Annotated in this window: 17 protein-coding genes and 1 tRNA gene; 10 read left to right on the forward strand and 8 right to left on the reverse strand. The window is 72.5% G+C overall.

Annotated elements, in window-relative coordinates; translation table 11 throughout:
* The first annotated feature begins 33 nt into the window (after nt 1-33).
* From IPH07_18240 to IPH07_18255, 4 genes are read left to right on the forward strand one after another with little or no spacing between them, the layout of a single operon-like run.
* Nucleotides 34-1443 (forward strand): hypothetical protein, encoded by a 1410-nt coding sequence (locus tag IPH07_18240; protein ID MBK6919342.1) that lies wholly within the window; start codon nt 34-36, stop codon nt 1441-1443.
* A complete protein-coding gene (gene modA / locus IPH07_18245; GenBank protein MBK6919343.1) occupies nt 1440-2180 on the forward strand; it encodes a molybdate ABC transporter substrate-binding protein in 741 nt (246 codons plus the stop codon). The genes IPH07_18240 and modA overlap by 4 nt, the downstream gene beginning before the upstream one ends.
* On the forward strand, nt 2177-2860 hold the full coding sequence (modB, locus tag IPH07_18250) for a molybdate ABC transporter permease subunit (protein ID MBK6919344.1): 684 nt from the start codon (nt 2177-2179) through the stop codon (nt 2858-2860). Before modA ends, modB begins: the two co-directional genes overlap by 4 nt.
* Nucleotides 2857-3486 carry an ATP-binding cassette domain-containing protein gene (locus IPH07_18255; protein ID MBK6919345.1) on the forward strand — a complete coding sequence of 210 codons (630 nt, stop codon included), beginning with the start codon at nt 2857-2859 and terminating at the stop codon, nt 3484-3486. The genes modB and IPH07_18255 overlap by 4 nt, the downstream gene beginning before the upstream one ends.
* A 53-nt stretch (nt 3487-3539) precedes the next feature.
* On the opposite strand, the gene IPH07_18260 is transcribed toward IPH07_18255, so the two are convergent.
* Nucleotides 3540-3977 carry a hypothetical protein gene (locus tag IPH07_18260; GenBank protein MBK6919346.1) on the reverse strand — a complete coding sequence of 146 codons (438 nt, stop codon included), beginning with the start codon at nt 3975-3977 and terminating at the stop codon, nt 3540-3542.
* Nucleotides 3974-4636: a TetR/AcrR family transcriptional regulator gene (locus IPH07_18265; GenBank protein ID MBK6919347.1), complete on the reverse strand. Its 663-nt coding sequence runs from the start codon at nt 4634-4636 to the stop codon at nt 3974-3976. The genes IPH07_18260 and IPH07_18265 overlap by 4 nt, the downstream gene beginning before the upstream one ends.
* 171 nt (nt 4637-4807) lie before the next feature.
* Here IPH07_18265 and IPH07_18270 point away from each other — a divergent pair, with 171 nt between their 5' ends.
* The 6 genes from IPH07_18270 (at nt 4808) to IPH07_18295 (ending at nt 12144) form a co-directional block, all read left to right on the forward strand.
* Entirely contained in the window at nt 4808-5506 is a 699-nt protein-coding gene (locus IPH07_18270; protein MBK6919348.1) for a ubiquinone biosynthesis protein, read from the forward strand.
* A gap of 55 nt (nt 5507-5561) precedes the next feature.
* The gene (locus tag IPH07_18275; GenBank protein ID MBK6919349.1) at nt 5562-8627 is read left to right on the forward strand and encodes a serine/threonine protein kinase; all 3066 of its coding nucleotides are present in this window, start codon (nt 5562-5564) and stop codon (nt 8625-8627) included.
* A gap of 65 nt (nt 8628-8692) precedes the next feature.
* Nucleotides 8693-9121, forward strand: coding sequence for a hypothetical protein (locus IPH07_18280; GenBank protein ID MBK6919350.1), 429 nt, complete (start codon nt 8693-8695; stop codon nt 9119-9121).
* A gap of 23 nt (nt 9122-9144) precedes the next feature.
* Complete coding sequence (locus IPH07_18285; GenBank protein ID MBK6919351.1) at nt 9145-10008, forward strand: DUF1552 domain-containing protein; 864 nt, start codon at nt 9145-9147, stop codon at nt 10006-10008.
* Complete coding sequence (locus IPH07_18290; protein MBK6919352.1) at nt 9966-10475, forward strand: hypothetical protein; 510 nt, start codon at nt 9966-9968, stop codon at nt 10473-10475. Before IPH07_18285 ends, IPH07_18290 begins: the two co-directional genes overlap by 43 nt.
* Nucleotides 10459-12144 carry a DUF1588 domain-containing protein gene (locus tag IPH07_18295; GenBank protein MBK6919353.1) on the forward strand — a complete coding sequence of 562 codons (1686 nt, stop codon included), beginning with the start codon at nt 10459-10461 and terminating at the stop codon, nt 12142-12144. The genes IPH07_18290 and IPH07_18295 overlap by 17 nt, the downstream gene beginning before the upstream one ends.
* Before the next feature lie 18 nt (nt 12145-12162).
* Here IPH07_18295 and IPH07_18300 read toward each other — a convergent pair whose 3' ends face one another.
* The 6 genes from IPH07_18300 to IPH07_18325 form a co-directional block, all read right to left on the reverse strand.
* Complete coding sequence (locus IPH07_18300; protein ID MBK6919354.1) at nt 12163-12777, reverse strand: sigma-70 family RNA polymerase sigma factor; 615 nt, start codon at nt 12775-12777, stop codon at nt 12163-12165.
* Nucleotides 12778-12883: 106 nt separating this feature from the next.
* Nucleotides 12884-14149: a hypothetical protein gene (locus IPH07_18305; GenBank protein ID MBK6919355.1), complete on the reverse strand. Its 1266-nt coding sequence runs from the start codon at nt 14147-14149 to the stop codon at nt 12884-12886.
* 129 nt (nt 14150-14278) lie between these two features.
* Entirely contained in the window at nt 14279-15286 is a 1008-nt protein-coding gene (locus tag IPH07_18310) for a hypothetical protein (protein ID MBK6919356.1), read from the reverse strand.
* A gap of 249 nt (nt 15287-15535) precedes the next feature.
* A tRNA-Pro gene (locus IPH07_18315) sits at nt 15536-15611 on the reverse strand.
* Nucleotides 15612-15680: 69 nt separating this feature from the next.
* On the reverse strand, nt 15681-16769 hold the full coding sequence (locus tag IPH07_18320; GenBank protein MBK6919357.1) for a slipin family protein: 1089 nt from the start codon (nt 16767-16769) through the stop codon (nt 15681-15683).
* 865 nt (nt 16770-17634) lie between these two features.
* Nucleotides 17635-19101, reverse strand: a complete 1467-nt coding sequence (locus tag IPH07_18325) for a hypothetical protein (GenBank protein ID MBK6919358.1) — start codon at nt 19099-19101, stop codon at nt 17635-17637.
* Between the last annotated feature and the right edge of the window lie 10 nt (nt 19102-19111).

The following is a 19111-nucleotide window of genomic DNA, read 5'->3' on the forward strand; positions in this document are numbered from 1 at the left end:
ACATTCCGCGCGCTTCCCGACGGCGTGTCCACCATGCCGACGCCCTCCACGGTCCTGCTCGCCGCCATCGTGTCTGCGCTCGAGCCCGCGACGGATCGCACCTACCGCGGGCCGACCACGCCCGAGCTCGATGCCGGCGCGACGACCCACGACGACGCGTCGCTCGCGGCGCACGACGAGACCACCGCATCGCCGCGCGAACCGGCCGCGTCGGCGGCCACGGCGAGCGCGACGGCGCCACCGCCGAGCCCACCACCCGCGGCCACCAGCGAGCCGATCGTGAGCCCGACGTTGCTCGGTGAGATCGATGCACGCACGCTGGGCGATGCCGTCGAGGGTACCGATGGCTTCGCGCTGGGTCGCTTCCGTCTCGGCGCGCGCGTGAGGCCGGCGCCATGGTTCGACGCGGTCGCGACGCTGGAGACGGTCGGCACGGCGGTGCCCTACCTGCTCGACGGCTACGTCGTGTTCCGACCCCAGGCATGGCTGGAGATCGGGGCCGGCTACGCCAAGACCCCCCTGTTCCCCTCGTTCCGCTACGAGCCGGTGCACGCGCTGCCGTTCCCCGATCGCGCGCCGGTGGTCAACGCGATGCGCGTGCGCCGAGACGTCGGGGCCGAGGTGCGCGTGCGACCCGAGCGCGCGCCGATCGAGGCGGTCGTGCGCGCCGGCAACGGTAGCGGCGGCCTCTCGAGCAACGACAACCGCACGCCGGCGGGCTACGCCGCCGTCGATCTCGTGCTCGGACGTGCGTGGGTCGCCGGGCACAATCGCCGCCTGGGCCTGCGCCTGGGCGCCGCAGGACTCGTCGACGAGGCCCCCGATCGGGCCGCCAACAGCGGGCGCATCGCGAGCGGCTACACCTTCTGGAAGGGCGGACCCACGCGGGGTCGACGCTTGGTCGGTGAGCTGCACGCGGTCGCCTACCTCGGCCCGGTGCGCATCACGGCGGAGGCCGGCTTCGCCGACGAGGCCCGCACGGCGATCGACGACGACGCCGACGCCGAGACCCCGCGGGTCACGCTGCCGTCGCTGCGATCGTGGGGCCTGACCGGCGAGATCGCGTGGGTCGTGCTCGGCACGCCCCGCGAGGTCGGCCGGGCCCCCGCCGCGCGCGCGGCCGCAGACGCGCCGTGGGACGGCGGCGCGCTCGAGCTCGCCCTGCGCGTCGATCGACTGGCGCTGGGCCACCATGCCGGCGACGTCGCCGATGGCGGCGTCACCGGTGGCGCGCTCGCGATGAAGTGGTGGCCGGTCGACTTCCTCGCGGTCGCACTGGCCGGCTACGTCTCGCACTACGATCAGGCGCCGATGGACTCGCCGGGTCGCACGCTGTCGTGGATGGCAATGGCGCGGCTGTCGGCGTTCTTCGGCTACCCCGGGCAGAGCAACCGTTTCCGCGTGGCGCGACCTCGGGCGCCGCGACGAAGGACGCGAGCATGACGTGGTCCCGTCGCACTTGGCTCGCGGCGGTCGCGAGCCTCGCCGCCTGCCGCCGTGGCGATCGCGATCGACTGCGCGTGTTCGCGGCCGCCAGCCTCACCGAGGTCATCGCCGAGATCGCCACGCTCTACGCGACCGAGGCCGGGGTCACGGCCCCCGAGACCATCTTCGAGGGCACCTCGAAGCTCGCCGCCCAGCTCCGCGCGGGGGCGAGCGCGGACGTGTTCATCAGCGCCGATCGTCGGTGGATGGACACGCTCGCCGACGAGGGCTTCATCGAGGCCGACACCCGCGTCGATCTGCTCGGCAACCGCCTCGTGGTGGTGGTGCCGCGCGACGCATCGACGACGCCCACCGACGCGGCCGGGCTGGCGAGACTCGAGCGCCTCGCGCTCGCGGGCCCCGAGGTGCCGGCCGGCAAGTACGCCCGCGCGGCGCTCGATCACCTGCGCGTCACGCCGCGGGCCATCGTCGACGGCGACGACGTGCGTACCGCGTTGGCGTGGGTCGCCCGCGGCGAGGTGCCAGCGGGCATCGTCTACGCCACCGACGCCGCGGTCGAGCCCGCCGTGCGCGTGGCCTTCGAGCTACCGGCCACGAGCCACCCGCCGATCGTCTATCCCGCCGCGGTGCTCCGCGGCGCCCACGATCCCGCGGGTGCGCGGGCCTTCGTCGCGTGGTGCCGGGGTGACGTCGCCACGCAGAGATTCCGCGCCGCAGGATTCACGCAACCATGAGCCTCGACGCGGGCCGTGCGATCGCGCTCTCGCTGCAGGTCGCGGCCTGGTGCACCGCAGTGTCGCTGCCGCTGGCGATCGCGCTGGGCTGGTGGCTCGCCCGTCGAGAGTTCCGCGGCAAGTCGGTGGTCTCTGCGCTGGTGTTCGCACCGATGGTGCTGCCCCCGGTCGTCACCGGCATGCTGCTGCTGTCGTTGCTCGGCACCCGCGGACTGCTGGGCCCGTGGCTCGCCGCGCTCGGCATCGAGATCCCCTTCACGGCCGCGGCGGCGATCATCGCGGCACTGGTGGTAGGACTGCCGCTGTTCGTGATGTCGACGCGCGCTGCGTTCGCGGCCATCGATCCGGCCTACGAGGAGCTCGCAGCCTCGTTGGGCGACGCACCGTGGCGGGTGCTGTGGCGGGTGAGTCTGCCGCTTGCACTGCCCGGCATCGCCGGCGGCGCGGCGTTGACGTTCGCGCGGGCGCTGGGGGAGTTCGGCGCGACCATCGTGCTGGCCGGCAACACCGACGAAACCCGCACCATCGCGATCGCGATCTATACCCTGCTCGATCGTCCGGACGGCCGCGGCGACGCGGCGGCGCTGGCGTGGGCCAGCATTGCGATCTCGGTGCTGGCGCTCGGCGGATACGAGCTGCTGGTCCGCTGGCAGCGACGCCGGCTGGAGCTCACGCGATGAGTGACGCCGCGCGCCTCGAGCTCGATCTGACGTGGCCGTGGGCGTCGGCACCGGTGCGCCTGCGCAGCGCGCGTGGGCGGCTGGCCGTCACCGGCCCCTCCGGCGTCGGCAAGACCACGCTCGTGCGCGCGATCGCGGGGGTCGAACGCCGCGCGAGCGGCCGCGTGATGCTCGGCGATCAGCTGTGGCAGGACGATGCGCGCGGCGTGTTCGTGCCGCCATGGCAGCGGCAGCTGGGCTGGGTGCCCCAGGACGCGCGGCTGTTCCCCCACGTCGACGTCGCGCGCAACCTCGAGTGGTCGAGCAGCACCGACATCGAAGGACGCGACCAGCTCGCGCGCGCGCTCGGCATCGACGCGCTGTTCGATCGCGCACCGCGGAACCTCTCGGGCGGGGAGCGTCAGCGGGTCGCGCTCGCGCGGGCCCTGCTCGCGCGGCCGCGGGCGCTGTTGCTCGACGAGCCGTTCGCGGCGCTCGACCGCGCCCGTCGCACTGCGGTGATCGACGTGCTGGTGGCGTGGCTGGCACGGCATCCCGTGCCGGTGGTGCTGATCTCGCACGACGAGCGCGACCTCGAGCGACTCGCGGACGACATCATCGAGCTCGGCGTGCCGCCGCCCGGCTGACCGCACGAGCGGCGCGGTCGCCTCGCCGTCGCCTCGCGCCGAGCGTCGGCGCGTCAGCCCTCGCGCACGCGTGCGAGCCCCTCGAAGGTGAGCACGTAGCGTGCCGGCTGCAACTCGCCGTAGCCGAGCACGGCGACGTGCCGGGCGCCACAGGCCGCGCAGCTGCACTCGAGCAGGTACGGCGTCAGGCCGAGTCGCGTGCGCAGGATGTGGAACGCCTCGAGCCAGCGCTCGTCGAGCCCGAAGGTCGTGACCACGGCGTCCTGCCAGTGCGGCTGGGCGCCGAGCTCGTGCCCGCGCCCCAGCACGACGTCGACCGCGACGACGACCGGCGCGCGACAGGCCACGCACATCGGCGTGATGACGCGGCCCCGCAGCGCGTCGGGCTCCTCGAAGCCGTCGTAGACGACGATCGGACCCCGCTCCGACCAGCGCGGACCGACGCCATCATCGAGCTCGACCGCGTCGAGCCGTGCCGCCGCGTCGCTCATGGCTTGCGCCGCGGCCCCGATCGCCGCGCGACCGCGCGGGCTGGCACGGTGGGCTCGGCCACGAGGCCGGGTCCGTGCAGGTGGGCCTCGACCAGGCGGACGATCCACGCATGGAAGCGCTCGCGCGCGTCGGCATCCCGCGCCAGCCCGGCGCTGTCGAGCACGCTCGCACCGAGCACGCCCTCGCCGAACAGCGCCAGCGAGACCAGCATCACCATGAACAGGGTGTCCTCGGCCGGCGCCTGCGAGGCGGTGGTGGCGACGCGGCGACCGTGCATCACTGCGGCCAGCGTCGAGAGCAGCTTCGCGGGATCCTCGGGCGCTCGGCCCTCGAGTGCCAACCACGCCATCAGCCGCGCGTGGCCGCGGTCGCCGAGCGTGGTCATGATCTGACGCACCAACGCGGCGCCCTCGCCGGCCTCGAGGTTGCCGGCGGCGAAGCTGGCGATGACGCGGGACTGCAGCGACGCGAGCGCGCGATCCACCACCGCCTCGACCAACCCTTCTCGACTGCCGAAGTGGTGGAGGATCGTCGGATGGGACACGCCGACGTCCTGCGCGATGTCCTGCAAGCGGATGCCGCGGGGGCCGTGCTCGGCCAGCCGCTTGTCGGCCGCATCGAGGATCTGCTCGTGCGCGGCCTCGGCGGAGCGACGCACGCGGGCGGCTCGGGGAGCCCGCGCGGCGCGGGCGGCTCGGGGGCTGCGGGCGGTCACGACCGGCCTCCAGGCTGCGGGAAATCCCCCGCGATGTCACGCGGCGTCGAATCACTGTTGACAACGTTGTAGATAGCGCTATCTACAACGTTGTCAGCAACAGGAGAGACCTCGATGATGCGCCCGGCCCTGGCATTCCACCCCTTCGAAGCCCTCGCAGCGCTGCGCGCGGTGCTGCGCAACCCCGACGACACCGCGGCGGTGTTCCGGCTCTTGTCGGCGATCTCCGGCGGCGCGCCGCGGGCCCTGCGAGCCCGGCTCGCGGCTTCGCGCCGTGGCGCCGCGCTGCTCGTGCAACGCCCCGAGCTGTTGCCGCGCCTGCGGGATCGCGACGCGCTCGCGGCCCTGCCGGCGGGGACGCTCGGTCGGGCCTACCTCGCGTTCCTCGACGAGGGGCAGCTCACCGCCGAGGGCCTCGTGCACGCCAGCGAGGCCGGCGAGCGCCGCGGTGACGCCACCGACGCGTGGCTCGCCGATCGGCTGCGCGACAGCCACGACCTGTGGCACGTCGTGCTCGGCTACCACGGCGACCTCATCGGCGAGTCCTCGCTGTTGGCGTTCACGTTCGCGCAGACGCGGGCACCGGGCATCGGGTTGCTGGTCGCCGCCGCGCTGCTTCGCGCCGCGGATCCGGACGCGCGCGCGCTCATCCTCGATGGCCTGGTGAGGGGCCTGCAGTCGGCGTGGCTGCCCGCGGTCGAGTGGGAGCGCCTGCTCGACCACGATCTCGACGAGGTCCGCACGCTGCTCCGGGTCGGCGCGCCGCGGCCCTACGAGCCGTTCTGGGCCCACGAACTCGCCGCCGCCGCGTGATCGCGCGGCGCCCCTCGAATCGCGGGCCGGTCGCCGCGTACGATGGACGTCCGCCGTGACCAGCCCCGAAGCCCAGTCGATGACGCGCGTGCTCGGTGCGGCCACGCCCGGGTCCAGCGACGTCGACGATCTCGATCTACTCGACGCGGTCGAGGCGGGGTTGTTCGGCGCCACGCCGACACCGCTCGAGATCGGGCGCTACCGCCTCGTGCGACTACTCGGGCGCGGCGGCTTCGGACGCGTCTACGAGGCCGACGATCCCGAGCTCGATCGCAGGGTCGCGATCAAGCTGATCGCGCTGTCGTCCCTGGGTGGGGATGGTGGCACCGACGAGCTGCGACGCGAGGCCCGGGCACTGGCGCGGGTGGAGCATCGGCACTGCGTCGCGGTGTTCGACGTCGGCACCTACGAGCTCGAAGGCGAGGCCCACGCGCGCGCGCAGGCGATCGGCGTGCCGACCCTCGGGGTCTACATCGTGATGGCGCTCGTGCGCGGGCGGCCGCTCACGCAGTGGCTGGTTGCGGCCCCGACGGGCTCGCGCATCATCGAGGTGTTCGAGCAGCTGGCGGACGCGCTCGCCGCGGCCCATCGCGTGGGTGTGGTGCACGGCGACTTCAAGCCCGGCAACGTCGTGATCGATGACGACCGGCGGGCGCAGGTGCTCGACTTCGGACTCGCGCGGCTGCGCGAGCCCGGCCTCGACGACGACGACGCGGCCGGCGACCGCATCGCCGGCACGCCGCGCTACATGGCGCCCGAACAGCGACGCGGCGCCCCGGCGACCCCGCGATCGGATCAGTACGCCTGGGCTGCCTCGCTCCATGAGGCGCTGTGCGGGACGATTCCCCGCGCCAGCGACACCCTCGACGCGCCGATCCGCGCCGAGTTCACGACGCCGACGCAGGGCGGTCACCGCCCGCTGCCGCGCTGGCTCGAGCCGGTGCTGCGGCGCGCGATGGCGGTCGAGCCCCACCTGCGCCACGACAGCATGGATGCGCTGCTGGTGGCGCTGCGACGCGGCCGCGGGCGTCGTCGAGCGCTGCTGCTTGGCACGGCCGCGGCGATCACCGCGGGCGCGATCGCATCCGTCGCCGTGCTGGCCTCGCGGACGCCGACCTGCGAGCCGACCGCAGCCATCGACGCGCTGTGGAACGACGCCGGCCGCAGCCGACTCGAGGCGGCGTTCGTCGCCAGCGGGCGTGCCCACGCGCCGGTCAGCTGGACCAACGCGTCGCACGATCTGGACGCCTGGGTCGAGCGCCACCGCGACCGCGCGCGCGAGGCCTGCGCAGCGCCGTCCGCCAACGCCACCGCGACGCTGGCGTGTCTCGAGCAACAGGCGTCGCAGTTCGCGGGCGTGCTCGGTGTGCTCGGCAGTGGCGCGCCCGAGAACGTCGACGACGCCCACGTGCTCGCGGGGTCCCTGCCCGACCCCGCGCAGTGCACCGGCGCGAGCGCGGTCGTCGACCACGCGACCGTGCTGCAGTACGAGCGCGTCGCCGCGGCCGAGGCCCTGCTCGCGCTTGGACGCACGTCCGCCGCTCGGGTCGCGATCGCAGAGCTGCTCACTTCACCCGAGCTCGCCCCCGCGCCGCACGCCAAGGCGCTCTTGTTGGGCGCCCGCGCGGCCATGGCAGAGGGCGAGGAGCCGGCCGCGACACCGGCGCTGGAAGAGGTCTTCGCACTGGCCACCGAGCACCGGCTCGACCACACCGAGACCGTTGCGCTGTCGTGCCTCGGGGCGGCCGCCGGCATGCGCGGCGATTCGGGGAGCACGCGGAGTCACATGCAGCTGGCGCGCGCGCGACTGGCCGCGACCGCGCCCCCGCCCGACGTCGAGGTCGACGCGCGGCGCTGTCTGGCCCACGCGGCGGCCAGCGTCGACGAGCACCAGGTCTTCGTCGACGACTGGACCCGTATCCACGAGCTCCAGCGCGATCGCTTCGGCGACGAGCATCCGCTCGCGCTGGCCGCCCTCGAGGAGGTCGCATTCGGACGCTACCGCATCCGCGACGAGACCCGCGCCCGCGAGCTCGTCGACGACCTCCCCGCGCGCCTGGCCGCGCGACTCGGCGAAGATCACCCCGCGACGCTCGACGCCGAGATGCTGCGCGTGCTGGTGAAGGCCGAGCTGGGCCTCACCATCGACTCGAGCGCCGAGCTGGCGGCGCTCGTCGAACGCCACGTGCGCGTGTTGGGGCCCGACCACGTGATGACCTCGACGGCGCACCACAACGCGGCCATCATCGCGCAGCGCGAGGGTCGTGAAGACGACGCGCTCCCGCACGCGCGGCGGGCGGTCGAGATCCGCGAGCGCGCGCTCGGGATCGACGCCTCGCGCACCCTCGAGAGCGCGACCCTACTCGCGCTGCTCACCTCCCACGAAGGCGAGCGCCGGGCAGCGGTGTCGCGCTTGGATCGACACCTGCCGCCCGCACGACGCCGGCTCGGCGATCGCAACGGCGCAGTCTTGCGCGCACGCGGACTGCGGATGCAGCTGGTCGCGGTCAGCCGCCGCGACGGCGCGGCACTGCTCGACGAGGCCCGCGAGCTGCTCGAGGCCTCGCGCCAGGGCGGTCGCGATCCGCAGGCCGGCGCGCTCGCACGTTCCCTGCTCGCTCGCCTGCTGCGGCGGAGCGGACGCAGCGTCGAAGCGCTGGCCCTCGACGAGGCCTCGCGGCTCATCGACTGCAACCGCACCGCGGCCACTGCGCGCCGCTGTGCACTGTCGAGCGCGTCGGTGGCGATCAGCAGCGTCGCCGTGCAGGGGCCGGCCGCGCTACCCCACGCGCACGCAGCGATCGAGGCGTATCTGCGCACGCCCGGCGCCACCGCGTCGCATCGCGAGAACCTGCACTACCAGGTCGCCGAGTTGCTCGAGCTGCGCGGCGACGAGGCCGAGGCCGTGTCCGAGTACCTGCTCAGCGAGCCGCGCCCCCCCGAGCGTCCCCACGGCTTGGCAGATGCCTACGCCGCCTTCGCGATCGCGCGGCTGTCGACGCTCCCGTTCGACGAGCGCCGTCGACGGGCCGAGACCGCGCAGGCCCTGTTCGCGGCGGATGGCTCGTCGGCCGAGGCTGCCGAGGTCGCGGCCTGGCTCACACGATTCGCCAACCGTTGACCTCGGGGCGGCGCCGCGGTCGATGGGCGTGAACCAGATCGCCGCGCCCGCGTATGCAGCCAGCGGTGACACGCCACTGCGCCATCGTCTCGTCGCTGCTGTGTTCCGTCGCCTGCGCGCGCGGCGACCTCGAGCAACGGCGGCCGCCCCACCCGGTGGCCGGATTCCACGAGGAGAGCGAGTCCGACGGCACCTCGTTCGTCGCGCTGCCCGACCCCGACAGCGGTGAGCTGCTGACCGAGGGCAGCAGCGCCGGCGACACCGACGGCACGACCGCGAGCACCGACGCCGGGAGCTCGAGCGGCGACACCGGCTCGAGTGGGACCGGCGTCCCCGAGCACGTCGGACCCTGTTGCGAGCCGATGACACTGCCGCTGTGCCTCGATGGGGCGCTGCGCGGCTGCGTCTGCCAGCACGACGCGAGCTGTTGCGTCGACGCCTGGGATGCCACCTGTGTCGCCGAGATCGAGTCGTTCGGCTGCGGCCACTGCTGATGCCCCTTGCTAGGAAGCGCACCATGACGAAGAACCCCGCTCGACGTCCCGTTCGCACGATTCCCGCGTGGCGACCCAGCCGACGCCAGCTCCTGCGCGGCCTCGCGGCTGGGGTCCCGGTGGCGATCGGGCTACCGACGCTCGACGCCATGCTCGACGGCAACGCACGCGCCTACGCCGACGGCACCGCGCTGCCGCGTCGCTTCGGCACGTGGTTCTTCGCCGCCGGTGTCCACCAGGGCTGGCAGCCCGGCGGCGGCACACTCGAGCTGCAGGGACCGTTCGCGCCCTTGGCCGCCCACGCGAACGCCATCGCCATGGTCTCGGGCCTGTCGTGCCCGAGCTTCGGCGATCCCTCGACCAACCGCCACATCATGGGCGCGGCCGCACAGCTGACCGGTCATCCGCCCGCAGGCGGCGCCATGACGGCGCCCTCGCTGGATCAGGTGATGGCCGACGTGCTCGACGATGCACCTCGCCGCGCGATGATCGTCGGCGTCACCGGCTACGGCAGCGGTGAGTCCGGCACCGGCTGGCACGCCATCTCGCACAGCGGGCCCAACGCGCCCAACGTCGCGCAGCTCGACCCCCGCGCGGTCTACCAGGACATGTTCGCGGGCGCCAGCCGCCGCCCGGCAGCTTCGACGACGGCGAGCTGCGCCTGGCCTACCTCGACGCGTGTCGGCAGGACATCGTCGATCTCCAGGGCCGCCTCGGCGCGCACGACCGCATGCGTCTCGAGGGCTACCTCGACGGCGTGCGCGAGATCGAGGCGAAGATCGAGACCATCGGCACCACGGTCGCGTGCAACGCCGACGGCGTCACCGACGGTATCGAAGACTGGATGGTCGACAACGCCGCGGCCGCGCTCGAGGTCAACGCCGTGATGGCGAAGCTGGTCGCGTTGGGCATGGCCTGCGGCGTCTCGCGGGTGTTCTCGTTCCAGTTCATGGAACAGAACTCGTTCGTCGACTTCGGCCAGCTGAGCAATAACCACCACGAGCTCGGGCACCAGCAGCACCCCGATCTACTGCTGTCGGTGTCGTTCATCATGGAGGCGTTCGCGACCCTGCTGTCGGCGCTCGCCGAGTATCCCGAGGGTGCCGGCACCGTGCTCGACAACACCGGCATCCTCGCCATGACGGAGACCAGCTCGAACCATGGGTTCGAGAACATGTTCACGCTGGTGGCGGGTCGCGCCGGCGGTGGGCTACGCGGCGGGCTGCACGTGCCGAGCTCCGGGCCCACGAGTCGCGCCGCGCTCACGGTCATGCGTGCCCTGGGCGCACCGTTCGAGAGCTGGGGCAGCCAGGACGCACAGACCACGGAGGTGATCCATGAGCTCGAGACCTGAGTGGCGCCGCCCCACCATGATCGCCGCAGTGCTGGGCTGCGGCGCCTGCTACCACGGCCTCGACGACGACGGGCGCTTTGCCAGCCAGGGCGGCGATGCGACCACCGACGACGACGGCGCGAGCGACGACGGCGGACCGAACGGCGTGCCCGACGACGGCGATCTACCCACGCTGTCGATGTCGCGTCTGACCCGCTCGCGCCTGCGCCACGCGGTCGGCGACCTGTTCTCGCCGGCACTCGCCGCAGCCATCGTGCTACCGGACGATCTCAGTGTCCAGGGCTGGGTCGCGATCGCCAGCCGCGAGCTCACACCCTCGCGCGGGGACGTCGCCGCCTACGAGGCCGCCGCGCGCGAGATCGCCGCTTGGGCGGTTGCCGACGATGCCTGGCGCGCGCGCTGGGGCGCGTGTGCGGGCGACGGCACCGCACCCGCCGACTGTGCGCGCAGCATCGTGCAGGCGTTCGGCCTGCGGCTGTTCCGACGGCCGCTCACCGATGACGAGCTCGAGCGCTACACGGCGATCTTCGAGCTCGCGCAGCAGCAGCTGCCCGAGTTCTGGCCCGCGTTCTCGTACCCGCTGACCGCGATGGTGCTCTCACCGAACTTCACCCACGTGATCGAGCACGGCCGTGAAGTTGGCGATGCGCTCGCGCTCGACGACTACGAGCTGGCGGCGCGGCTGTCGTTCCTGCTGTGGGACACGACCCCGGACGACGCGCTGCTCGAGGCCGCCGCCGCGGGGCTCGGCGACGCTGCCCGCTACGAGGCCGAGATCGTGCGCATGCTCGAGGACGACGCACGCATCGACGACGGCGTGCGTGCATTCGCGACCGACATGTTCGACCTCGCGCTCGTCGAGCGTGCACGGATCGACCCCGAGCGCTTCCCCGAGCTCGACGACGCCATGTTGCACTCGATGCGCGCCGCGGTTGCCGAGCTCGCGGTCGCGATGCGACACGACGGCCGCGAGTTCCTCGCCATCCTCGACGCCGGCTTCGCGTTCGCAGACCCCCAGCTGGCGGGCCACTACGGCCAGTCCATCGCGGGCGACCAGCTGACGCGGGTCGAGCTGGGCGCGGCGCAGCCCCGCGTCGGGCTGCTGACCGAGCCCGGCATGCTCACCGCGCGCTCGAGCTACGCCCTCACGTCGCCGACCCGACGCGGGCGCTTCATCGCCACACGCCTGTTGTGCCGCGACGTGCCCGACCCACCGCCGAACGTGCCGACCGACCTCGGCGAGCCGCCGTCGGGGACCACGCGCCGCGAGCAGGTCGAGCAGCACCTCGAGCGACCCGACTGCGCCGGCTGCCACGCGGCCGTCGATCCGCTCGGCTTCGGCCTCGAGCAGTTCGACGCGATCGGACGCGTGCAGACGCAGGACAACGGCGTGAGCATCGACGCCTCGGGACAGCTCGACGATGTGGTCTTCGACGACGCCCGCTCGCTCGCGCGGGCGCTGCTCGACCATCCCGAGCTGCGCCCCTGCTTCGCGCGCCAGCTCGCCCGCTACGCCTTGGGCGTGGAGATCGACCACGAGCCGGCGCTGGCGTGGATCGCCAGCGCGTTCGAGCAGGCCTATCGCGACCGCGGCGGTGACCTCGTGGCGACGCTGGCCGACTTCGCTCGCAGCGACGCGTTTCGCTTCGCGCGCGGCCTGCGGGGGTGACGGCACCCGCCGCACGCATCAACAACCCTCGCGACGACGCCGCATCGACGCCAGCCACGCGTCCATGCCCTGCGAGGTCGTGCGGCGCAGCTCGGGGTCGGCCTCGCACGCACCGATGGCCTCGCGCAGCAGCGTGCGTGCCCGCGCCAGGCGACTCTTCACGGTGCCACCGGGGATCTCGAGCACCCGCGCGACCTCTTCGACCTTCAGCTGCTCCCAGTAGTGCAGCTCGAGCGTCAGCTGCAGCTCGATGGGCAGGCGTCGCAGCGCGCGAAACAGCAGCCGCTGCTGCCGTGCGTCGTCGAGCACACGACTGGGCGACCCCTGCGACTCGAGCAGCGGCGCGTCGTCCTCGTGCTGCGCGCGACGGCCGACCGCGCGCAGGTGATCGAAGAGCACCCGCCGCGCGATGCCCAGCAAGTACACGCGAAACGGGAGCTCCGCCGGCACGCGGTCCCGTGACTCCACGCAGCCGAGGAAGGTGCGCTGGATCAGATCGGCGTGGCCTTCGCTCACGCGGCGCCGGAAGAACCGTGAGACCAGGGCGAAGTGTCGTCGCACCAGCGCGTTGCCCTGGTCGCGGTCGCCACCGCGCCAGCGTTCGAGCAGCTCGATGTCGGGAGTCTCCTCCACGCGCGGCGCCGCTACGCTAACCCGCCCGCGCGCCGCGGTCGAGCCGAGCGCACGGGTGCAGCGATGGCGCCGCGCGGTCGCAGACACGACGAAGTCGACGCCGTCGTCAGTGACAGCAGGTGCCGGTGTGCCACAGCGGCGTGCCGCCGTCGTAGATCACGAGGTTGCCGTCGTCCTGCACGTACAGCGCGGCGCCGGGATGACCGTGGGTCTGGCTGTGCCAGCGCGCACCGGCAGGCCCGTAGATGACGAGGTTGCCGTCGGCCTGCATCACCAGCGAGCTGCCGCCGGTGCCTTCGCTGCCGCTGCCCCACAGCGCACCGACGCCGTTGAAGTAGAGCACGGCGTTGCCCTCCGGCTGCATCACCAGCGTGAAGCGGCCATCACAGGATCCCAGCATCTCGCCCGCCCCGAGCACGTCACCGGGTGCCATCACGCCGCACGGACCCGGCGCGCCGCCACCGGTCTCACCGCCGCCACCACCGGTCTCACCGCCGCCGCCACCGGGCCCCGTCGGTTCGCCGTAGAGCGCCGCGATGCCGGCGAGATCGCCCGGCGACATCACCTCGCGCTGGGCCTCGATGAGGCTGCCGTCGAGCCGCGTGATTGACGGCTCGTCTCCCGTCGCGAAGAAGAACGAGCCGTAGTGCATGATCGACCCGAGATCGTACGCCCCGAGATCGACCCCGGCGGCGCCGCGCTCGACGTAGGTCTTGAAGTTGCCGACGTACTGGGGGCCGATGGCATCCCAGTTCACGATGATGTTCTCGTCGCGGTCGGAGCGGCTCTGCTCGTGCCACAGCCCGACCGCGTGGCCGATCTCGTGCACGGCTTGCCCGGTGCCGCAGCCGGGTCCGATGGTGATGTTCTGCGGACCTTGCTGGCGCCCGACGTAGGAGGAGCAACCGTCGCCGGGCACGAACACCACGTAGTCGGGCTCGCCGGCGTGCTCGACCAGGCGCACCGCCGTGTGCGTGTTCCAGTAGTCGATGGCGGCCAGCGCCGCCGCACGGCCCTGCTCGCCGAGATCGTCGGCGACCGCGAACGGCACCACGCCGGCCGGCCACAACAGGTCGGGGTTGGCGGCCGCGCGCGGCGGCGCAGCCTGCCCCCGCTGCAGCGCGCTCAGCCCGTCGGCGCGACCGAGCACGATGTCCCCCTCGGCGACCGCCCAGCCGCGCACGACCGCATAGTCGATCTCGCGCAGGCGATCGTGGACCGCGAACCAACCGTGACCGACGGCCTCCGGGGTGACGCCGGGGAAGGCCTGCTCGGCCTCCTCGTCGCGAAACCCTCGGACATCATCGCCATCGGCGACGCAGGCCGACGACAGGACCAACACAGCAAACGACAACCCTCGAGTGATCGGCATGGGCATTCTCCGATCGCGGGATACGCCGCCGCTCGCCGTTGGTTCGTGGCGCGCGGACGATCCACCGGGCCCGACACCGCCGCATGTCGTGGGCGTAGCCGGGCTCGCCCGTCTGTCATCTCCGAAGGGCTATGGGCACGCGACCGGCGCGGTGTCGAACACCACGTCGTCGATCCACAGCTCGAGCGGAGCGTTCATCTCGTGGAAGCTCCAGCCGCCGACGAAGAACGTATCGATCTCCGGGCCCCACCACGTCGAGTCTCCGGGCGCCGGCGACACGCAGCCCTGGCCGGTCTCGTCGACCGACACGATCGGCGTGGGGTCGGCGTCGTTGTACATGCGCAGGTGCCGGCCGAGCGTGTCCATCTCGAACGAGACACAGGTCCAGGTGTCGGTCGGCATCGGCTGCATGCCCTGCGACCAACAGTCCTGATAGTAGGGGCCGCCCGAGAGCCCGTCGACGAAGCTGTAGGTGTTCACGCCGTCGCGGGGCAGCGAGCTCATGATGTAGCTGGCGTAGTTGCCGGCCAGCGGCGAGCTGGCCTCGGCCTCACCGCTGACGCCGAAGAAGGTCCAGTGCACGCTGGTGCCGTTTTGCGCGATGTACATCATCATGCGCCCGTACACGTGGGTCGGCGTGTCCGCCAGGATCGGCACGCCACCGTTGGTGAAGAGCCGTCCGCCCGACTCGGTGCCCTGATCGAGCACGACGTGCAGCGCATGATCGCCCGACACGGTGTGGGTGCCATCGAGATCCATCAGCGCACCGCCCGATGACAGCGCAGCGCGCCACGGCCCGAACTCCTGACCGTCGGCGAGCGCGACCTCGGTGTAGTCCTCGAAGTCCTCGCAGAACGCGGTCTCGGTGCAGGGATCGACCGGCTGCACGCCCATGTCGACCGGCGGCCCGCCCGAGGAGCCCGACGTATCGCCGGTGGTCGGCCCCCCACCGGAGTCCGAGCTGTCGGCGGCGCCCGTCGTGCCCGCAACCGTGCTGGCCGCGGACGTACTCGTCGTCAGCGTCGCACCGGAGCTACCGGTGCCCTCGCTCGACGAGCCGCCCATCGGCGAGGCGACGTCGCCACATGCGACGAGCAACAGGAGGGACGATGCGAAACGAAGCCTGGCGTCGATCACGGTCGCAGCAGCATACGCCGGAGCACGGCGGCGCCGCGACGCGGGCATCCTCGGGTACGCCGTTCGACACGCGTTGCATTGCTGGTGCCGCGCACCACCAAGGGTGCGCGACGCCGACGTCGACGTCGGCGCGTTCGGTCGCCATGCGGGCGCACCCGCGCTTGCGGTGCGCCCGATGGGGCGGATGCTGTACCGCCACTTCAACAGTACGAGGAACATGTCGTCCTTCCTTTCCTTTGTCGTTGCTCGTGGTCGGGGTCGTGGGATTCGAACCCACCGCCTCCGCGTCCCAAGCGCGGCGTGCCACCAGCTGCACCTCACCCCGAAGGCGGCCGCGGCCATCTCGAGGCCGGGCCATCGCCGCCGCACGTCGGTGTGCGGCAGCGATCGTGCTTCACTCGCGTGCGCCGAGTCGCAGGACGTCCTGCAGGTCCTTCGGCGCGAGGACCACGGTCAGGTTCTCGATCCTGTCCGCGATCTCCTTCATGGCCTCGGTCTCCTTGAGTCGCAGGAGCACCGGGTTGTTCTCCAGCAGGCGGGCCGTGTTGGCCAGCGACCGCGTCGCTGCGACCTCCTCGCGACGCAGGATGACCTGCGCCGCCGCCCGCTTCTCGGCCTCGATCACCCGGTTCATCAGCTCACGCAGCTCACCGGGCAGCACCACATCCTTGATCTCGAGTCGTCGCAGCGCGACACCCCACGCCTCGATGCGCGCGGTGACGGCCGCGGTCATGTCCCGCGCGACCTCCACCCGCCGCTCGAGCAAGCCATCGAGGGTGACCCCTGCGATCGCGGCGCGGGCCGCCATCTGCACCTCGGCGTAGAGCGCCTCGCCGAGATCTGCGACCGTCTGCACCGTCGCGACCGGATCCACGACCGCGTACTTGAGCAGCAGCGTCAGTCGCAGCGTGGCCTTGTCGGCCGAGATCAGGTCCTGCCCCGAGATCAGCAGCTGCTGCTCGCGGAGATCGATCCGCACGAAGTCGAGCTTGCGCTGAAAGGTCGAGAGCCCGTGACGGCCGGCCCCCAAGGACTCGGCCAAGGCGCCGTCGACGTAGACCAGCACGCATTCGTGCGGCCGGACCACGAGATCGACGATGCGCTGCGACCCTGCGATCGCCCAGAACGACGACGGCACCGACGTGCGCAGCGGCTCGAGCGACGCGATCGCGATCGCGACCTCGCCCTCACCGTGCCAGACGATCCAGCGCCCGGCGTCGAGCACCCGCAGCGGCAGACCATCGCGCCGCACCAGCGCGACGGTCCCCTCGGCGACCTCGAGCACCTGCCCGAGGTCGGCGGTCAGCACCCGCTCGAGGTCGGGCGCCGACGCCGTGGCGATCTGCCGGGCATCGACCACCTCGACGGTGGTGCGTGCCGACCATCGCCACGACCAGTGACGACCGGGCAGGAGGATGCCGACGGTGCGGCCGTCGTTTCGCACGATCCCTCGCTTGGACTCCTGGATGATGATCGTCTTCATGGTCGTTCTCCCTTCGAATCGATGGACATGGCGATGGCGGTGCTCTCGTTGGGGTCGCGAGGTTGGCGACGAGGGGCGGCGAGCCGAGGCGCTTTGGCGTCCGGGCCGGGGACCGCACGCGTCGGTGGTGAGACCGAAGACGCCGACGGCGACGCACCGGAGTGCGCCGGTCGAGCGAATGGTGGTGCACCGACGACGCGATCGAGGACGATCGCGAGGCGATTCGCTGCGCAGGGGACGTTCTTGGCCACCCTCACACCCATGCGGACCCATGTCGTGGTCCGCACGAAGTGTGATTCGGGCGCGCCGCCCCTCATCTCTTTCTTCGCTTTCGTTGGATTCGGATTGCGAGAATCCGATTGCAGCCAGTTGCCAATCGCGCGGTCAGACCGCCCGATCGCCGGGATTCGAACCCGGAATCCTTCACACCCCCAACGTGTGGAACGACGCGGACCGACGGTGCCGTGGACCATCCACGGCATCGGGTTGCGGCGCCACTCGAGGCGTGAAATCTGAGAGTCGGCGCCGATTCGCCCCCCGCGTCCCGCTGGATGGGGGCCGGATGGGGGCCGGATCGGGGCCGGATCGGGGCCGTCGCTTCGCGGCCGTGCGTGGGCTCGAGAGCGCCGGCGTGCGGCGACCGACGACGATTCAGCGACGAATCACTCGGGCATCACACGCGCGACGTCTCAGCCGTCGGCACGACCGCACGACGGCTGCCTGGGCAGGCGGCGCGAGCGGGAATCGTGGGCGGGGCGAAACATCGTCGGTGAACTCCGGTGAACGTCGGTGGTGGGTTATGAAGCAGCCGGCATGGACTGTCAAGCGCGTCGCGAACGAATTCTCGCGCGAGCATTCATCGCCGTCACCTCGGCGTCGGTGTCGCCGCGGCATCCATCGCAGGGAGCGCGAGGTAGAGAATCACGAAGTATCGCGGCTCCCCCTCCGAGCCCACGCCGCGCGTCACGGCGAGGGCGTACGCCGAGGGCGTCGCGTCGGGTGCGAGCGCATCGAGCAAGCGCGGGAGCTCCTGGTCGCTCCACGCGATGCGAAACCATCGCTTCGTCGGGGTCCATCGGCCGGCCTGCTGGGCGGTGAGCTCCGCGATCGCGGCGTCGGCCTCGAGGGAATGCGGCCCGGCGGCCCAGCCCTCGACGAGCGTGGCGAGTGGCGCGTCGTCCAGCGCATCGTGGGTCATGGCCGGCCAGCGCGCGAGGATTGCCTGCTCGATCTCGGCGCGGGCCTGCGCGGGCGTGCGCGACGCGAACGTGCGCGCGAATCGAATGCTGGTGCGATCGGGATCACGTCGCAGCTGCGCGACGTGCCAGTCGGGCCGCGCGAGCGACTCGAACGCCAGCGGGCTGTCGAGCAAGCCTGCGAAGCGCTCGCGATCGCTGCCGCCCGAGGGCCACTCGATGCACTGCTGCGTGAGCGTGACCGGTTGCCCACCGACGCTGCTCGCGAGCTGGGAGCAAGGCGGCGCGAGCTCGTCACCGAAGTGCAGCGGCGTGGTGCCCCACGTCGCGCGCAGCGACGACAGCGCGGTCACGAGGTCGTCGCCATCGGTGCCGGGCCACGCCGGCGCATCACCCAGCCGCAGTACGCCGAACAGCTCGACGCGATCGGCGTAGCGGCCATGGCTGACCCGCTCGGCGGCCGTGGTGCCGAGAATGCCGACCACGGTGCCGTCGAAGCCACCCTCGCGCGCGACCACCCATGCTCCGGCGACCGACTCGGCCGCGAGGCGCTCGACGCCGGCGGCGCTCACCACCAGCGCCGCCGGCACGAAGCCCGACACCGGCGGCGCGAGGGCAAAGCCCAGGCGCTGCGCGCCGCGACGCGGCACCGGCTGCGTGAGCACGAAGAAGCCCCGTGCGAACACCAACGCGGTGCTGCCATCGTCGGCCGCCGCGACACCGACGCGCAGGGGCCCCTGGCCCGGCACCGCCGCGAGGATCTCGATCGCCGCGCCGGCATGCAGCGGCTCGCGCAACACCATTGCGTGCACCGGCACGAACGGCGAGCCGAGGCGCCGCGCACGGGCCACCAGCTCCGCGCGCGACGCGGTCGGGCGGGTGAGTTCGGCCGCGGCGACCTGCGAGAGCCGCCGATCGAGCAGCACCACGCCCATCGTGCCGGCCTCGGCGACGCCCTCGCGCTGCAGCGTGGTGAAGCGCTGCGCGACCGCGGCCGGCGGCGCCTCCCAGATCGCAGTGTCGTAGTCCGCGGACTCGGACACGCGGTCGCTCGCGGCCGGCGCAGCAACCTCGGCGCGCGGACGGCAGCCGAACAACAGCACCCACCCCACCGCGAATGACCGGCCGATGCGCATCGTGGGGCGC

The sequence above is a fragment of the Deltaproteobacteria bacterium genome (assembly GCA_016709225.1).
In the GTDB taxonomy this organism is placed as follows: Bacteria; Myxococcota_A; Polyangia; order Nannocystales; family Nannocystaceae; genus Xiheibacterium; species Xiheibacterium phototrophicum.